The sequence below is a fragment of the Alteromonas sp. Mac1 genome (assembly GCF_001562125.1).
Taxonomy (GTDB): domain Bacteria; phylum Pseudomonadota; class Gammaproteobacteria; order Enterobacterales; family Alteromonadaceae; genus Alteromonas; species Alteromonas stellipolaris.
The window spans coordinates 691706-708518 of the sequence record NZ_CP013932.1; the positions used below are offsets into that span (position 1 = coordinate 691706).

A 16813-nucleotide genomic window follows, 5' to 3' on the forward strand; every position below is an offset into this window, starting at 1 on the left:
AATTAAGCGAAGTAAGATTTACCTTCAGCGGCCATCTTGCGAACGCCATCTGAGATTTGGTAAATCGGGCCAAGACTGGCGTATTTGTCGGCTAGTTCGACAAAGTTCGCTAATCCCATTGTTTCAATCCAGCGGAATACACCACCGCGGAATGGAGGGAAGCCTAAACCGTAAAGTAAGGCCATATCAGCTTCAGCTGCAGTACCTACAATACCTTCTTCTAAGCAACGAATTGCTTCGTTAGCCATAGGGATCATCAAGCGTGCAATAATATCTTGCGCGTCGAAGTCTTTGGTATCGGCAGTAATAGGAGCAAGCAAGCTATACGCTTCTTCAGCAGCCACTTTGGTAGGCTTGCCGCGCTTGTCTTTACCGTAGTTATAAAAGCCTTTGCCATTTTTCTGGCCTAAGCGTTTTTCTTTATAAAGAACGGTTACTGGGTCGTCGCCAATACGTGCCATACGCTCTGGAATACCCGCAGCCATAACGTCTGCAGCATGGTCGCCGGTATCAATACCAACAACGTCCATTAGGTAAGCAGGGCCCATTGGCCAGCCGAATTGTTTCTCCATTACTTTATCAACGGCAACAAAATCAGCGCCATCTATTAGCAATTTACTGAAGCCTGCAAAGTAAGGGAACAATACACGGTTTACTAGGAACCCTGGGCAATCGTTAACTACAATAGGGGTTTTACCCATGCGAAGTGTTGTGGCCACTACGGCATTGATGGTGTCTTCCGAGGTGTTTTCACCACGAATGATTTCAACCAATGGCATGCGGTGTACTGGGTTAAAGAAGTGCATACCACAGAAGCGTTCTGGCTTGTCTAAGCTTTTCGCTAGTTGGTTAATTGAAATTGTAGAGGTGTTAGAACAAATGATAGCGTCATCGGCCACAACGTCTTCTACTTCTTTAAGCACGATGCCTTTTACTTTCGGGTTTTCAACAACCGCTTCAATAACAAGATCGGCGTCTTTAAGCGTGTTGTAGTCAAGGGTAGGCGTAATAGCGTTAAGGGTTTTTGCCATGGTTTTGGCATCAACTTTACCGCGCTGCATACCTTTACCAAGAATGTTGGCGGCTTCGTTTAAGCCTAGGTCTAGTGCATCAGTGTTAATGTCTTTCATTATCACTGGCATGCCTTTAACAGCACTTTGATACGCAATACCACCACCCATAATACCCGCACCCAGTACGGCATTAAGTTTTACGTCTTTAGTGGCTGCTTTAGCTTGTTTCTTGCCTTTGCTTTTAACTAGCTGGTCGGCTAGGAAAATACCAATTTGCGCTTGCGCTGCATCGGTTTTAGTTAGGGCTACAAAGCCTTCGTTCTCAAGCTTAAGTGCGCCGTCGCGGTCAAGGCCAGCGGCTTTTTGAACGGTTTCTACCATTTTATGCGGTGCGGGGTAGTGTTTGCCTGCTTGGGCAAATACCATAGCTTGCGCAGTTGAGAAGCTCATCATGGCTTCGTTTTTATTCAGTTGTAAAGGGGCTTTTTTCTGAGCACGACGTGCTTCCCATTTAAACTTACCATCTACTGCATCTTTCAGCATAGAAAGGGCACTGTCACGTAATGACTCAGGGGCAACTACGGCGTCAACGGCACCTTCGGCAAGGGCTTTTGCGCCCTTACGATCTTTACCTGTAGTCATCCACTCTAGTGCGTTATCGGCACCGATAAGACGAGGTAAACGTACTGTGCCACCAAAGCCAGGCATTATGCCTAGTTTAACTTCTGGTAGGCCAATAGAAGCTGTTGTGTCTGCAACGCGAAGGTCACAAGCTAGTGTCATTTCACAGCCGCCACCTAGTGCGAAACCGTTAATGGCAGCCACGGTAGGGAAAGGCAAATCTTCGAAGCGGTCAAACACTTGAGATGTGTTTGCTACCCAGTTTAGTACTTCGGCTTCATCCATCGCGAATAAGCCGGTAAATTCGGTGATATCAGCACCTACAATAAATGCAGATTTTGCGCTGCGTACTACTAAGCCTTTAACACCGCTTTCTTTAAGCAGTGCTTGGGTTGCTTCATCAAGCTCGGTCACTGTTTGGCGATCGAACTTATTTACTGAACCTTCGGCATCAAATACCAGTTCAGCAAAACCGTCATCTAACAGACTGACGGATAGACTCTTGCCTGTATATATCATTATCATCTCCTTCGGCGTTGGCCGGGATATTAGTGAAGCAATCTAACCATTCGCTATAAGCGTATAAACCAATCATGCATTCTGGTCGTACCACAACACTAATGCATTAGGGTGGCTAGCTTTTTAACTAAACTTAAACAAAATATCAATGAAAAATTCAAACGAGTGTTTCAATTGTTAAAAATGGTGGCCATTCATTGAAAATCAAGCTCGATTTCAATAATAGTGCTTGTATAATGGGCACTATTGACGCAAAGCGCCAATCCAGCATAAGAATAATCTACAATCATGGCATTAATGTTTGTAAGGTATAACTAACAGCGCTGGCACTTTTTACTTCTGTGGCATGGAGCCACGCCGATAATTTATCGGCTTTCAAGCAAGCATCGTTCTATAATTACACCAACTCTGGTGTGTTTGAATGCAACAAGGGGTAGGAGTTCACATTGTGTCGAATAAAGTAGGTGTAAGTTTTCTTTTAAAAGCGGTAACGTTCTTCAAGCGGTTACCTATGCTCAAGTCGTTTCACGTTTTCACGTTAGTCGCTATTTCAAGCAGCTTTCAGCTTAGTCATGCGCAAGTTTCACCGCTATTCCCTGACGACATCTACGCCGATGAACGAGCTCGCTTCTTAATTTTAGAAAAAAGCCTGCGTACGTTACCGAAAAGGCGTTTAGAAGATTTAGACGCAGAAATTTACGGGTTGGCGAATTACCCTCTTTATCCGTACCTGCTTCGTTTGCGATTAGAACGCACTATGTCGCTTAAAACCCAGCGTGAAGTAGAGCAATTCTTAGAAGATTACGCGGGGCAACCGGTCAGTTATGGTTTGCGCTATCGTTGGTTAAATTACCTAGCCTCTCGTGGTCATGAAAACGCGTTTTTAAGCAGTTATCGAAATGGCATGGGCGCTAAACTTACCTGCCAAGCGTTGGGTTACAAATTAAAACGTACAGACAACCCTAAACCTGTGCTAACCGAAGTCGACCCTCTTTGGTATAGCGGTCAATCACAGCCCGATGAATGCGACCCATTATTTGCAAAGTGGCGAAGTAATGGCCTCATGACGCCAGACAAAGTAGTTAAACGTATAGCTATTGCTGCGAAAGAAGATAATCGCCGCATTATTCCTTATTTAAAACGCCAATTACCCAGTAGTCATCAGTATTTAGCTGATGCGTGGTCATCGGTATCACGTGATGTAAGTTTAGTTAACCGAACCCGCTTATTTCCTATGAAGCACAAACACAACGAGGCTGAAATTCTAACATGGGGCATAGAAAAGCTGGCGTGGAGAAACCCTAAAGCGGCAATGAAGGCTTACGATACTTATGCCCCGAAAAACATTTTTTCCGTGCCTGAACTGCATATTATACAGCGTGCTATCGCGCTAAGTGCTACCCTCGATTTTCTACCAGAAGCCCATGAATGGTTAGATAAAGCCGACATTGAAGGTGCTAGCGATGATGTGAAATTATGGCATGTATCGTTTTTGCTTCGCGCCAAACAATGGCAGCGGGTAGTGGATGTAATTGATGCCGCAAACCCTGAACTCCAACAAGAAGAAAACTACCGTTACTGGAAAGCGCGCGCCCTCGAAGAACTAGGTAATGTGATGCAGGCCACAGTGATGTATCAGCAGCTAGCCAATGAACGCAATTATTATGGATTTATGGCCAGTGCCCGTATTAACAGCCAGCCGAACTTGTCTCATACGCCAGCGCCTCGAGTACAAAGTGCGGTGCAAGCCATTGCTAATACCCCAGCTACCCAACGGGCTATGGAATTTTACCGCTTAGAACGTTCAACCGAAGCCCGCCGCGAGTGGCGTTATTTGTTGTCAAACTTACCTGACTCACAAGTAACAGACGCCGGTGTGTTGGCTTACGAGTGGGGTATATACGACCAAGCCATTATTAGTTTTGCGAAAAGTGGTTATTGGGACGATGTTGAACGTCGCTTCCCCTTGGCGTTCGAGTCACAGTTTAGTGAAAAGAGTGAAGCTTACGACGTATCCAAAGCGTTTGCGATGGCTATTGCCCGTCGTGAAAGTTCGTTCATGGTAGACGCGGTATCGCCGGTGGGCGCTGCGGGGTTAATGCAACTTATGCCAGGTACAGCGCAGTATTTGGCTAAAGAGAAAGTGAGTCGAAATACCTTGTTTCAAGTTGACGATAACCTTGACTACGGCGTGCAATATTTACGTTATTTAGGCGATAAGCTTAATAACAACCCAGTTTTGGTGTCGGCATCTTATAATGCTGGCTGGCGCAAAGTACTAGAATGGCTGCCTGCTGGCGAAGCATTGCCAGTGGATATTTGGATTGAAAATATACCTTATAAAGAAACCCGTAGTTACGTAAAAGCGGTGTTGGCTTATCAGTACATTTACGAGCATCAGTTGGGAGAAAATAAAAACGTGTTTCCGCAGCTTACTCAAGATGTTATTCCTTCATCAAGTGCAGTGAGCACGCATCCTGTAACGGGAACCTTGCAATTGGCGCCTCGCTAGGGCAGATGAATCATTAGTGGATACAAGCCACTCGGTGAAAGCCGAGCGGCTATCGTGTTACACTCTTCGCCTTAAACATAAGCGTACGTAAGAGCAAGCGCACTTAACGACAATGGCTAATACTTTTCTCTTCTGGCGAATTAGCGTAGCAAACTGGAATCAGTGCAATTAACGCAGCTGGCATTACAGTGCTAATTGAAGAAGACCAATTAGCCATGCAAATCAGAAAACTTAAATGAGGTGTTATGTCAAAACATCAGGCAAGCTATCAGCAACATATTGAGGAACTTCAATCTCGCACTCGCGAAGCACTTCAGCGTGAAGGACTAGAAGGGTTAGTCATTCATTCAGGGCAAGGCAAACGCTTGTTCTTAGACGACAACCATTATCCGTTTAAGGTAAACCCACAATTTAAAGCTTGGGTGCCGGTTATCGATAACCCTAATTGCTGGTTGGTGGTTAATGGTGAAGATAAGCCCACCCTTATTTTTTATCGCCCTGAAGATTTTTGGCACAAAGTACCGCCAGAGCCACAAGATTTTTGGACCGACAGCTTTAATATCATTTTGCTACAACAAGCCGATGCTGTTGAAAAGCATCTGCCTTACGATAAGCGCGGTTTTGCTTATGTTGGTGAATACATTGAAGTAGCCAAAGCGTTAGGGTTTGAGAACGTAAACCCAGACAGAGTGCTGCATTATTTACATTACCAACGGGCGTATAAAACCGATTACGAACTAGATTGTATGCGAGAAGCAAACAAGCTGGCGGTAGCGGGGCATAAAGCAGCAGAACAGGCGTTTCTTGAAGGTAAGAGCGAATTCGATATCAATTTAGCGTACAGCGCAGCGTGCCGCCAAGGCGATAACGACGTGCCTTACACCAGTATTATTGCGCTTAACGAACACGCGGCAATTCTGCATTACATGCAGTGCGATACCACTGCGCCTAAGCAGTCTCGTTCGTTCTTGATTGATGCAGGCGCAAATTACCACGGCTATGCTGCTGATATCACGCGTACTTACAGCCAAAACTCAACATTATTTTCCGATCTTATTCAGGCCGTTGATAAAGTGACGTTAACCTTGGTTGATTCTCTAAAGCCAAGTGTGGCCTATACCGATATTCATTTGCTAGCCCATGCGGGCATAGCACAAATTCTACAAGACACTGGCATTGTGAACCTTCCAGCGGCAGATATTGTAGAGCAGGGCATTACGCGAACTTTCTTCCCTCACGGCATTGGCCACTTTTTAGGGCTACAAGTTCACGATGTAGGCGGATTGGTAAACGACGACAGAGGCACGCCTAAACCTGCCCCTGACGATCATCCTTTCCTACGCTGTACGCGCATGATTGAAGCGCGTCAGGTATTTACTATTGAGCCTGGTTTGTACTTTATCGACAGCTTGTTACGAGATTTAAAAGCAACCCCAGCGTCGAAATATATCAACTGGGATACAGTTGATACTTATCGTCCGTTTGGCGGTATTCGCATTGAAGACAATATTATTGTGCACCGCGATAAAAACGAAAACATGACCCGAGACCTTAATTTAAAATGATCTCATCGCGGCGCATTACTCTATGATTAATGGCGTCAGGCTTATTAATTTATAGATGCGCTCAGTAATAGAAAAAGGCAGCCAGTTTTGAGCTGTCTTTTTTATGGCTTCTGAGCATGCTACCAGTAGTGTTAGGCCAAGTAATGGAACAACTCAAGGCATAGGGAGCAAACATGCAGGAACCCGACATTTTAAATTTAATTATTGTGGCAACCCTGGCTGGCCTCGCTATGCCTGCTGGTGCTGTTTTGTCGAGGGTGAAAGGTTTGCGCCCTAAGTGGTTAGAGCAAGAATTACGACACGGTATTTTGGCCTTGGGGGCCGGTGCGTTAATTTCAGCGGTTGCTTTAGTATTAGTGCCTGAGGGTATTGAAGACGTATCGGTATTAATGGCATGTAGCTGCTTTATCGGCGGGGCACTTGCCTTTATGGCGTTGGATATCTATTTGGCTAAAAAGAAAACTGCAGGCAGCCAACTTGCCGCCATGTTAAGCGATTTTGTGCCTGAGTCGGTAGCGTTAGGCACTACTGCGGCATTGGGTGGCGGTACTATGCTATTAGGCGTGTTAATTGCGGTACAAAATTTACCGGAAGGGTTTAATGCTTATCGTGAAATGACCCCAACCAATAAAAACCGCAGCACTAAGCTTATTTGGATTTTTGTACTAATGAGCTTACTTGGGCCGCTAATGAGTGCGGTAGGGTTTTATTATTTGGCTGAATTCCCCGTCGTGATGAGTGGCATTATGCTATTTGCAGCAGGGGGAATTTTGTATTCAGTATTTCAAGACATAGCCCCAGGTATTCGCATGGAAAACCATTGGTTACCACCTTTAGGCGCAATACTCGGCTTTTTGGTGGGGCTGGTGGGCGCTATGCTTGAGGGGGGCTAACGCACTAGCTAGTGCGTTCTACCGAAATATGAGCAAGGGCAATTAATGCCTCTTTATAAGGTGAATCTGGAATAATAGATAAACTATCAATAGCCATTTTCACTTCATTGTTGGCACAAGTGCGAGTGTAATCCAATGCCCCGGTGCTTTCCATGATATGTTGAATACGAGTAAGGTGAGGTAAACCGTTGCTCTGCTCTATGGCATCGCGAATAAGCGCTTTATCTTCTTCACTGTCGGTATTCCACATTGCGTATAGCAAAGGTAGCGTTGGCTTTCCTTCCGCTAAATCATCGCCCGCGTTCTTACCCATTTCGTCACTGTCGGCCATGTAATCTAAAATATCGTCGGCTAACTGAAAGGCGGTACCTAAGTGCTTGCCGTATTCTTGCATGGCATGCTCTACGTTTTCTGGTTGGTCGGTTAATACCGCTGCCAGTTGCGTAGCCGCTTCAAACAAACGAGCGGTTTTACCGTAAATTACGTCGAAATAGCGTGCTTCGGTGGTAGAGGCATCATTGCAGTTCATTAACTGCAATACTTCACCCTCAGCAATTTGATTGGTTGCTTCAGATAAAATGTCCATAACCCGCATGCGTTTCAAACTTACCATCATCTGAAATGAGCGGGTATATAAGAAATCACCTACTAAAACCGATGCTTGGTTACCAAATACGGCGTTAGCGGTTTCACGGCCACGTCGCATGGTCGATTCATCAACCACATCATCGTGCAACAAGGTTGCTGTATGTATAAATTCAACAATAGCGGCAAGGGTGTGATGGTCAGCATTTTCGATACCCATTGCACGTGCACTTAGCACGGTAAGTAATGGGCGAAGGCGCTTACCGCCACTATTTACAATATAGAATCCCAACTGATTGATAAGCGCAACGTCAGAGTCTACTTGTTGTTGAATCAGTTGGTTAACCGCTTGCATATCATCATCTGATAGCGCGCGTATTTGATTAATATCCATTGGCATGGGCGTAAAAACTTATTCATTTCTTAGGCAATTATAGGGGCTGATTGTACCTGAATGCGCTGTACTATCCACCCAATTAAACGTAATGGCCACCCAATTAAACGTATTTAGCTACCGAATTAAACGCATTAGCCACCTAACTTAACCGATAGCGGGCCAATAGTGCTAAAAATTCTCTTTTAGTACGTTATAGAAAAATTCATATACCGCTGACCGACCAATCGCTCATTTCTTTGTTAGATTATGTCTTATTATAGGTGCTATCGCGTATTTATGACCTGAAGTGTGTATTTTCAGAAAAATTCTTTTTGCTAGCTGCGAAGTACAGATCAAAATGCTACAATCTCGGATCTGTTATCCGATCGTTTTGATCATTGTGATTAAAAAGCGCGTTTTAGGTGCGTTTTTCATGATCAGATCGGTGCGATTGGATCGTATTCGATTTTCCATCTACAGATATCGCATTCCATGCTTTTTTAGCAATAAATGCTTATCGAATTTGGCGGTTATCATCTTCAATTTTACCGTTTGTCATTCACTTAGTGCGGTTTTTTAAGTGTGACATCGTGCATTTTTGGGTGAATTCACGCAAAAATTCACCCATGTTGGAAAAATAATCTACTTTTATCAGAATCGGGGTTGTGATTTGCGGATGTTTCACGTACAATTCGCGCCCTGTTTTTTGAATTGATTGCGTCAGTGACGCAGAGCGGAGTTAACTATGTACGCGGTTTTCCAAAGTGGCGGTAAACAACACCGTGTGGCCGAAGGCCAAACCGTTCGTCTAGAAAAAATCGAAGTTGCCCCAGGTGACACGATTGAATTCGACAAAGTTTTAATGGTCAGCAATGGTGACGATGTAAAAATCGGCACACCAAACGTTGCTGGTGGTAAGGTGACTGCTGAGGTGGTTACACACGGTCGTGGCGATAAAATTAAAATCGTTAAGTTCCGTCGTCGTAAGCATTCACGTAAGCAGATGGGTCACCGTCAGTGGTTCACGGAAGTGAAAATTACTGGCATTAACGCTTAATAGGAGCACGAACACATGGCACATAAAAAAGCTGGTGGTAGTACCAAAAACGGTCGTGATTCAGAGAGTAAACGCCTAGGTGTTAAACGCTTTGGTGGAGAATCTGTTCTTGCTGGTAACATCATTGTTCGTCAACGTGGTACTCGTTTCCACGCTGGTGACAACATGGGTATCGGTAAAGACCACACGTTGTTTGCATTGAAAAGCGGCAAAGTTCAGTTTGATGTTAAAGGACCGAACAACCGTAAATTTGTAAGCATCGTAGCAGAGTAAGCGCTTTAGCTACTCGCCGAACAGGCTTAGAAAAACCCCGCGCTTGCGGGGTTTTTTGTTTTATGGAAACCCGCACTTTAGTATTTGGGCAGTACATAACAATTTGGTGTAAACTTAGTAGTTAGATACTGAGTATTAATAACCCCTACGGCAACAATGCCCGGAGTGATAAATGAAATTTGTAGATGAAGCTGAAATTCGTGTTGAAGCCGGTGACGGCGGCAACGGCGTAATTGGCTTTAGACGGGAAAAATATGTTCCCAAAGGTGGCCCTGATGGTGGCGACGGGGGCGACGGCGGTAGTGTTTTTCTTCTTGCCGATGAAAACCTAAATACATTGATCGACTATCGTTTCGAGCGTTTTCACCGTGCAGAGCGTGGCCAAAATGGTCAAGGCGCTAACTGTATTGGCCGTGGTGGTAAAGATTTAACCGTAAGTGTTCCAGTCGGAACCCGCGCTACCGATAGCGATACTGGTGAAGTACTTGGCGATCTTACTCGTCATGGGCAACAGCTTAAAGTGGCACAAGGTGGATTTCACGGTTTAGGTAATGCGCGTTTCAAAAGCAGTACTAACCGTGCGCCACGTCATAAGACCAATGGTACGCCAGGCGAAATTCGTAATTTAAAACTCGAATTAATGCTATTGGCCGATGTGGGTTTATTAGGTATGCCGAATGCAGGTAAATCGACCTTCATTCGCTCTGTATCTGCAGCTAAGCCTAAAGTGGCTGATTACCCGTTTACGACACTTGTGCCAAACTTGGGTGTAGTACGTCAAGACGCGCAGCGTAGCTTTGTAGTAGCCGACATTCCTGGGCTTATTGAAGGTGCAGCTGACGGCGCAGGTTTAGGTATTCGTTTCCTTAAACATTTAGAGCGTTGTCGTATACTGCTTCATGTTGTCGACATTATGCCAGTAGATGAAAGCGATCCTGCAGAAAATGCTAAGGCTATTGTTGAAGAGCTTGAAAAGTATAACCCTAAACTCGCAAGCAAGCCTCGCTGGTTAGTGTTTAACAAAGTTGATTTGATGCTTGAAGACGAAGCCAACGAGCGCTGCAAAGAAATTGCCGCACAACTTGGTTGGGAAGGCCCGATATACCAGATATCTGCTTTCCAGAAACTTGGCTTAGAACCGCTTTGCCGAGAAATAATGAACTTCATCGAGACGCTTCCAACCGAAGTTATCGAAGAAGAAGAAACGAAAGACGTTGAGTTTAAGTGGGATACTTACCATCGTAATACGTTAGAAGCACAAGACGCCGATTTAGGCGACGACTTCGAAGACGATTTAAGTGATGACTTAGACGATGATGAAGATTGGGACGAAGATGACTACGATGTTGAAGTCGAGTACCGTCGCTAATTGAACAACATTAAAACCGCTAGTTTGCTAAAACTAGCGGTTTTTTGTTAAAAGCTTCTGATTTCTCGAAGGCGAAGTAAATATAACCTTTCCAATAATGTCGCTTGGCTTTATCCAGCCTATTGCCAACGTGCTTACACTTTCAAGTGCATTATCACCTTGCAGCATAACGCCTTTAATAGAGCATACTTTGGTAATGCGCTTTACAATTACACCATATTTATCGCTATTAACTACCACTACATGGCCAATTTGAAGCCACGCTTTTGGCCACTTGCAGGTTAAAATAAAGTCACCAGCAAACAGCATGGGTTGCATGCTGTTTCCTTCAATCGCTAATAATCGAAGCATGATTAAAGTTTAGGATATACCACTTGTTCCGCAGGCGGATAAGGGCAGGTGGCTGTCTTAGTTTCAACACCTTTAGTGGCCCAGAAACTTTCAGCGAACTCATTCACCAATGTTAATAGTGCTTCTGCTTTCTCCCGTGAAACATGTTGCTTACACGCCGATCCGGTAAGCATAATATTGTGGACCAATTCGTTAGTATCTGGGTATTTTTCAAATTGAGGCGCTTTGAAGTAATCACCCCAAATAACTCTGACTTCATGTTTTACTTTTTCTGCATGAGTCTCTTTTTCACTAATTAGGCGGCTGAATTGGGCATGATCAGCAAACGAAAGGTTTTCTTTTTCACTTAACTCATTCAGTAAATCAACAAAACGAATAACACTTAACGCAGCGAGTTGGGCTGAAATAGGATCGTAAATTTTGCATGGAATATCGCAGTGAGCGCTCGCGGTAGTTAAGGGGGTCCTACGGTGAAGCGTCGTCAGTAAGCTGTTTAGCATGATTACTTTCCCTATTTAGATGAAGATTGTTTGCGAGAATAGGCCTTGTAGCCTGCGAAAACGCATGCAGCACCCACCGCAGCAAGTGACAAATAGAAAAGCCCGTGCATGAACTGGCTGCTCCAGTGATTATGATCGTGTCCAGCATGTGCAAAGGCGGGGGAAGAGGTTATAGCCACAGACGCGACGGCGTAAATGACATTATTTATCGTGTTTTTCATATAAACTCCTAATTAATTGAAAGTAGAATCAGCTAATGACTATCTTTGCCTGCGGTTGCTGCAAAGACAGTAAATGAATTGTCGATAGAAGGGCTATTATTTAGCGCAATCTCCAACTCGGGATGCTGTTTTAATAATAACCATCGTTGTTGATGCGCAATTCGCCTAGCGCGCAGCACATCAGTGTTATCAGGCAATAGCACTGCTTGCGTATCAATGCGTGTTTGTACTTCAGATAAAGTAGCAAGTGCCATATGGTAAATGGCCATTCTTTCTTCAGGCGGCGCCTCGCTGGCGTATTGCAAGTAGGTGTCGGAAAGATTGTGAAAGCTCACCAATAGCGAAAATGTGGCTTCTTTGCGGTAGGGTGATATCGCTATTAACTGGTTGGCATGTGCTATAGCTTGGTTGTACAACGCTATTGTCGAGAGCCATTGACCATTTGAAAACGCGTTATTGGCAAGAAGAACTCGCCGTTCCCACTGGCCTAATAATGCCTTAAAGTCAGTAGTATCGTGCTGCTTAACGTTGCGTTTATGATTTGCTGCAAGATAAGTATGCATAGTATTCTCAACTTATTGATGCACAGATTTAAGCAAAAAAGCTGATAAAATTGCCGATTCTGTGGCTTGTAAGACAGAATTAGCTCTATCTAAAATGGCGTTTCGGTACTCGGGCAGTTTCAAGTGGTAATAGGTTTCTTCAAGTAATCCAGCTAGGCTCTTAACTTTGCTTTTCATCGCTTCATTCTCGCCTCCATCTACTTCTAAAAGAATAACCGCAATATCAAAAGCGCAGCCCAAGTAAGGAATAGCGTCTGTGTATTGGCCGCAATGCAGTAAAAGCGTGCCCTGCATCTCGTCCCTGGCCATAAAGTGAAGCGCTTGCTTCGGGTTACTGTAAATCCAATCTTCGTGTTTTCCACACAAGTAAGTTATTTGCATTTGCTTGCCCTCCTGAATACACCCTAGTCGATATAAAACATGATCGCAAATGATAATTGTTATTATTTGCATGTGTGATTTAAGTCATACAATGGAGAAACGACTAACAATGAACAGAAACAAGATAGGTAAACACAATGGGCATAGCGTTATGAAAATGAAGAGGACAGTTCAGAGAGAAAAGCGAGAAATAATGGATTGTTGTTAACGCAAGAGTTATCGCGATAGGTCTAATCAGTTATCATAGGGAAAAGAACAACGCATTGGTTAAAGTTATTATGAAAATTGCCATGATTGCCGCAATGGCTAATAATCGCGTTATCGGTGCAGATAACGACATGCCCTGGCATTTGCCAGCAGATTTAAAACATTTTAAGCAAGTAACCATGGGTAAGCCTGTCATTATGGGGCGTAAAACCTATGAGTCAATTGGCCGCGCTTTGCCGGGAAGACCAAACATTGTCATCACTACAAACAGTGCTTACAGTTTGCCAGATGCAACAGTAGTATCGTCACCTGAAGCGGCTATTGAGCATGCTTCAGCGCTAGAGAGTCAGTCGGACGAGGTGATGATTATTGGTGGCGGGACAATTTATCAGGCGTTTTTGAATAAGGCTGATACTTTGCACCTAACCTTTATCGAACTAGCGGTGGAAGGTGATACACAGTTTCCTGATTATGAAGCCCAAGATCATTGGGAAGAGATAAGCCGGGAAGCGCATACCGCTGATGAGAAAAACCCACATGACTACACGTTTGTGAGCTTGGTTAGGGGATAGTGCTACAAATAAAAATGCCGAGGACAAACAACGCCTCGGCATTTAACGTATGTAACGCGCTATTAATTCATTTGGTTAAATAAATTTTCAAGCGATAGGCCTTGGTGGCCTAGAATATCTCGTAATCGTCGAAGTGCTTCTACTTGAATTTGACGAACTCGTTCACGAGTAAGACCAATTTCAGCACCCACGTCTTCAAGTGTTGAGGGTTCATAACCCATTAATCCAAAGCGTCTTGCCAATACCTCACGTTGTTTAGGATTGAGTTCTTCCAACCAGCCAACAATATTTGATTTGATGTCTGAGTCTTGCAAGTTCTCTTCAGGGCCGAATTCTTTTTCATCAGCTAGAATATCTAACAACGCTTTATCGTTTTCGCCACCAATCGGGGTATCTACCGACGTAATACGTTCATTAAGTCGCAGCATCTTGGTAACGTCTTCGACAGGTTTGTCTAAGGCAAGGGCAATTTCTTCGGCAGTAGGTTCGTGGTCAAGTTTCTGAGATAACTCACGAGCTGCGCGTAAATATACATTAAGTTCTTTAACGACGTGGATTGGCAAACGAATAGTGCGCGTTTGGTTCATAATTGCGCGTTCAATGGTTTGTCTTATCCACCACGTTGCGTACGTTGAAAATCGAAAACCACGTTCGGGGTCGAACTTTTCAACAGCACGTATAAGTCCTAGATTCCCTTCTTCGATTAAGTCTAACAGGGCAAGACCGCGGTTGTTGTATCGACGCGCTATTTTAACAACTAGGCGTAAGTTACTAACAATCATGCGTTTGCGTGAGGCTTCACATCCACGTAGAGCCTTTCTGGCGAAAAACACTTCTTCTTCTGCACTAAGCAGAGGCGAGAAACCGATTTCACCTAGATATAACTGTGTGGCATCTAGATTTTTTGGTTGGTCGTCTTGGCTTAACACTAATTCTTCTGAATCGGTGTCAGTGTCATCAGATATTGTTTTATCTGTTTTCAGATCGGCTGGCATATCAATGACGTTTAAGTCATCTTTCGTATTTGATTCTAGGCTTTTATTTATATGACCCACAATGAATCTCCTGCTTCAAGGTTTACCTTTCGACGTTTCTCCTTTATTCGTTTCTTATTGTTATTTATTATTATTATGGTCGTGTAGCTGGCAGATAACGCAGTGGATCTAAAGACTTTCCACGATATCTAACTTCAAAATGAAGTTTTACCGAATTTGTTCCGCTGTCACCCATGGTGGCGATTTTCTGCCCCGCAGACACCCAATCTCGTTCTTTGACGATAATGGTGTCGTTGTATGCGTAGGCACTTAAAAAGGTGTCGGTATGTTTGATGATGACCAATTTACCGTAGCCTCTTAAGGCGCTTCCTGAATAAACAACTTTTCCATCTGCTGCCGCGTGTATCGATGTACCTTTTGCCGCAGCGATATCAATTCCTTTGTTGCCCGACTCTGACTTACTGAACGTTTCAACAACCTTACCTTTGGTAGGCCAAACCCACTTTTTCACCTTATCAGGAAAACTGTTGGGTGCCGTTATTTTGACGCTTTCTGACGACCTGTTGACGCTCGTAACGTTTTGTCGCTTAACAACTTTTTCACCTTCACCATACCCCTGTGATATAGGGGGGTCAATCAAACTTTTGTCTACTGAGGTCGTGGTCGGATCTGCTGACTGAATGGTCTGAGGTTTAGATCTTGACGTGATCTTTACAATTTTGGGTGGGGGAGTAATGCGTAATTCTTGACCAGGAAAAATACGATAAGGTTCTGATAAGCTGTTAAATTTAGCGATATCACGATAGTCATTTCCAGTATACCAAGCGATGCCAAAAAGGGTGTCCCCAGGCTGTACTTTATAGGTATCGGATGTAAATCCACCAGACTCTTGATCTGCTTGACTATTTAATAATACAACGGGGGCTGGGTTAGTTCGGTTACTGCAACTTTGTAGTAGCAGTAACACAACACTGATCAGAAAGAAGCGGTATGACATCGCTGCGCAATTATCGCAAGATGAGGTAAGCGGCAACAGCCAATAACACTACTGCCCAGCCCAATACTTCTACATATTGGCGTAGTTTGGCTTCCATAGGAGCACCGCCCCAACGCATAAGTCCTGCGACCAAGAAGAATCTTGCGCCACGGCCAACCGCAGAGGCAATAAGAAAGGGAAAGAAGGCCATCTGTAGAAAGCCAGCGCTTGTGGTAAAGACTTTGTAGGGAATAGGGGAGAAACCCGCTACAAACACCACCCATACGCCGTAGTCAGCAAACCACTGCGTGGCTGTTTCAATTTTGTGAGTATAACCCCAACTTTCAATGATAGGCGATAGCCAAGCATCAAATGCAAAATAACCCAGCCAGTAACCTGCAATGCCGCCCAAAATAGACGCAAGTGTAGTGATAAGGGCAAAGCGCCACGCTTTGTCGGGTTGAGACAGCGACATGGGCGCAAGCATGACATCAGGCGGAATAGGGAAAAATACTGACTCAGCAAAGCTTAGCCCCCCTAAATATTTTACCGCATGGCGGTGTCTAGCCCATCGAAGTGCCATGTCATACATTGGCTCAAACAATTTCACAATAGCTCTCCTGCTACTAAGGGAACAAAACGCACCGCCTCTATGGTGGTGGTTTTTAATTCGCCTTCTATCCTGTCGATACACAATAGAGACTGCTGTTCATTTCCTACGGGAATAATCAGTCGGCCTCCTTCTTTTAATTGATCACATAAATCTTGCGGCAAACTACTGGCCGCCGCCGTCACAATAATGGCATCGTAAGGACCTTTAGATACCCACCCTTTCCATCCATCACCATGCTTCATGGCAATATTATGTAAATCGAGTTGGTTCATCCGTCTTTTTGCATGAAACTGTAGCGATTTGATTCGTTCTACACTGAATACAGCCGAAAAAAGCTGTGCAAGAATAGCGGTCTGATAACCAGAGCCTGTACCAATCTCTAACACTTTTTCAGGTTTATTCGGACTATCTAGCAGCAGCTCAGTCATTTTCGCAACAATATAGGGTTGCGAAATAGTTTGCCCCTGCCCGATAGGCAAGGCAGTATTCTGATAGGCTTTATGCTTAAGCGCATCAGGTAAGAATGTTTCCCGGGGTGTACCTGCAATGGCATTGAGCACAGGCTGCGAACGGATTCCTTCGTCATAAAGCAGCTGTGCTAGCGCATCCCCTTTTCTGGAGGCTCTCATGGTGGTGCTTATTATCCTTATT

General features: G+C 44.4%; 18 protein-coding genes. 7 read left to right on the forward strand and 11 right to left on the reverse strand.

Annotated features, from left to right (window positions below; genetic code table 11):
• Positions 1 to 2 precede the first annotated feature (2 nt).
• Positions 3 to 2153: a fatty acid oxidation complex subunit alpha FadB gene (gene fadB / locus AV939_RS02995; RefSeq protein ID WP_057794144.1), complete on the reverse strand. Its 2151-nt coding sequence runs from the start codon at positions 2151 to 2153 to the stop codon at positions 3 to 5.
• 448 nt (positions 2154 to 2601) lie between these two features.
• Here fadB and AV939_RS03000 point away from each other — a divergent pair, with 448 nt between their 5' ends.
• The 3 genes from AV939_RS03000 (at position 2602) to AV939_RS03010 (ending at position 7123) form a co-directional block, all read left to right on the forward strand.
• Positions 2602 to 4665 (forward strand): transglycosylase SLT domain-containing protein, encoded by a 2064-nt coding sequence (locus AV939_RS03000; RefSeq protein ID WP_231751158.1) that lies wholly within the window; start codon positions 2602 to 2604, stop codon positions 4663 to 4665.
• A 245-nt stretch (positions 4666 to 4910) separates the two neighbouring features.
• On the forward strand, positions 4911 to 6230 hold the full coding sequence (pepQ, locus tag AV939_RS03005) for a Xaa-Pro dipeptidase (RefSeq protein WP_061997083.1): 1320 nt from the start codon (positions 4911 to 4913) through the stop codon (positions 6228 to 6230).
• Between the two features lie 173 nt (positions 6231 to 6403).
• A complete protein-coding gene (locus AV939_RS03010) occupies positions 6404 to 7123 on the forward strand; it encodes a ZIP family metal transporter (RefSeq protein WP_057794138.1) in 720 nt (239 codons plus the stop codon).
• A 4-nt stretch (positions 7124 to 7127) separates the two neighbouring features.
• Here the strand turns inward: AV939_RS03010 and ispB are convergent, their stop codons facing one another.
• Positions 7128 to 8102, reverse strand: a complete 975-nt coding sequence (ispB, locus tag AV939_RS03015) for an octaprenyl diphosphate synthase (RefSeq protein ID WP_061997085.1) — start codon at positions 8100 to 8102, stop codon at positions 7128 to 7130.
• Positions 8103 to 8829: 727 nt separating this feature from the next.
• Here ispB and rplU point away from each other — a divergent pair.
• From rplU to cgtA, 3 genes are all read left to right on the forward strand, one after another.
• Positions 8830 to 9141: a 50S ribosomal protein L21 gene (gene rplU / locus AV939_RS03020; protein WP_013785542.1), complete on the forward strand. Its 312-nt coding sequence runs from the start codon at positions 8830 to 8832 to the stop codon at positions 9139 to 9141.
• A gap of 15 nt (positions 9142 to 9156) precedes the next feature.
• Complete coding sequence (rpmA, locus tag AV939_RS03025; protein WP_013785541.1) at positions 9157 to 9414, forward strand: 50S ribosomal protein L27; 258 nt, start codon at positions 9157 to 9159, stop codon at positions 9412 to 9414.
• A gap of 172 nt (positions 9415 to 9586) precedes the next feature.
• Positions 9587 to 10783: an Obg family GTPase CgtA gene (gene cgtA / locus AV939_RS03030; RefSeq protein ID WP_057794133.1), complete on the forward strand. Its 1197-nt coding sequence runs from the start codon at positions 9587 to 9589 to the stop codon at positions 10781 to 10783.
• Positions 10784 to 10816: 33 nt separating this feature from the next.
• Here the strand turns inward: cgtA and AV939_RS03035 are convergent, their stop codons facing one another.
• From AV939_RS03035 to AV939_RS03055, 5 genes are read right to left on the reverse strand one after another with little or no spacing between them, the layout of a single operon-like run.
• Entirely contained in the window at positions 10817 to 11134 is a 318-nt protein-coding gene (locus AV939_RS03035) for a S24/S26 family peptidase (protein ID WP_061997087.1), read from the reverse strand.
• Between the two features lie 2 nt (positions 11135 to 11136).
• Positions 11137 to 11634 (reverse strand): superoxide dismutase, Ni, encoded by a 498-nt coding sequence (gene sodN / locus AV939_RS03040; RefSeq protein ID WP_061997089.1) that lies wholly within the window; start codon positions 11632 to 11634, stop codon positions 11137 to 11139.
• A gap of 11 nt (positions 11635 to 11645) precedes the next feature.
• On the reverse strand, positions 11646 to 11855 hold the full coding sequence (locus AV939_RS03045; protein WP_061997091.1) for a hypothetical protein: 210 nt from the start codon (positions 11853 to 11855) through the stop codon (positions 11646 to 11648).
• A gap of 32 nt (positions 11856 to 11887) precedes the next feature.
• Positions 11888 to 12418 (reverse strand): hypothetical protein, encoded by a 531-nt coding sequence (locus AV939_RS03050; RefSeq protein ID WP_061997093.1) that lies wholly within the window; start codon positions 12416 to 12418, stop codon positions 11888 to 11890.
• A 12-nt stretch (positions 12419 to 12430) separates the two neighbouring features.
• Positions 12431 to 12799 carry a hypothetical protein gene (locus AV939_RS03055; protein ID WP_061997095.1) on the reverse strand — a complete coding sequence of 123 codons (369 nt, stop codon included), beginning with the start codon at positions 12797 to 12799 and terminating at the stop codon, positions 12431 to 12433.
• A 290-nt stretch (positions 12800 to 13089) separates the two neighbouring features.
• On the opposite strand from AV939_RS03055, the gene folA reads away from it, so the two are divergent.
• Positions 13090 to 13578 (forward strand): type 3 dihydrofolate reductase, encoded by a 489-nt coding sequence (gene folA, locus AV939_RS03060; RefSeq protein ID WP_061998151.1) that lies wholly within the window; start codon positions 13090 to 13092, stop codon positions 13576 to 13578.
• Positions 13579 to 13640: 62 nt separating this feature from the next.
• Here the strand turns inward: folA and rpoS are convergent, their stop codons facing one another.
• The 4 genes from rpoS to AV939_RS03080 all read right to left on the reverse strand — a co-directional run bounded on the left by rpoS (position 13641) and on the right by AV939_RS03080 (position 16791).
• Positions 13641 to 14633 (reverse strand): RNA polymerase sigma factor RpoS, encoded by a 993-nt coding sequence (gene rpoS, locus AV939_RS03065; protein WP_082604976.1) that lies wholly within the window; start codon positions 14631 to 14633, stop codon positions 13641 to 13643.
• Positions 14634 to 14706: 73 nt separating this feature from the next.
• Positions 14707 to 15570, reverse strand: a complete 864-nt coding sequence (locus tag AV939_RS03070; protein WP_061997097.1) for a peptidoglycan DD-metalloendopeptidase family protein — start codon at positions 15568 to 15570, stop codon at positions 14707 to 14709.
• Between the two features lie 10 nt (positions 15571 to 15580).
• A complete protein-coding gene (locus tag AV939_RS03075) occupies positions 15581 to 16159 on the reverse strand; it encodes a YqaA family protein (protein ID WP_057794119.1) in 579 nt (192 codons plus the stop codon).
• Positions 16156 to 16791, reverse strand: a complete 636-nt coding sequence (locus AV939_RS03080; protein WP_057794117.1) for a protein-L-isoaspartate(D-aspartate) O-methyltransferase — start codon at positions 16789 to 16791, stop codon at positions 16156 to 16158. Before AV939_RS03080 ends, AV939_RS03075 begins: the two co-directional genes overlap by 4 nt.
• Between the last annotated feature and the right edge of the window lie 22 nt (positions 16792 to 16813).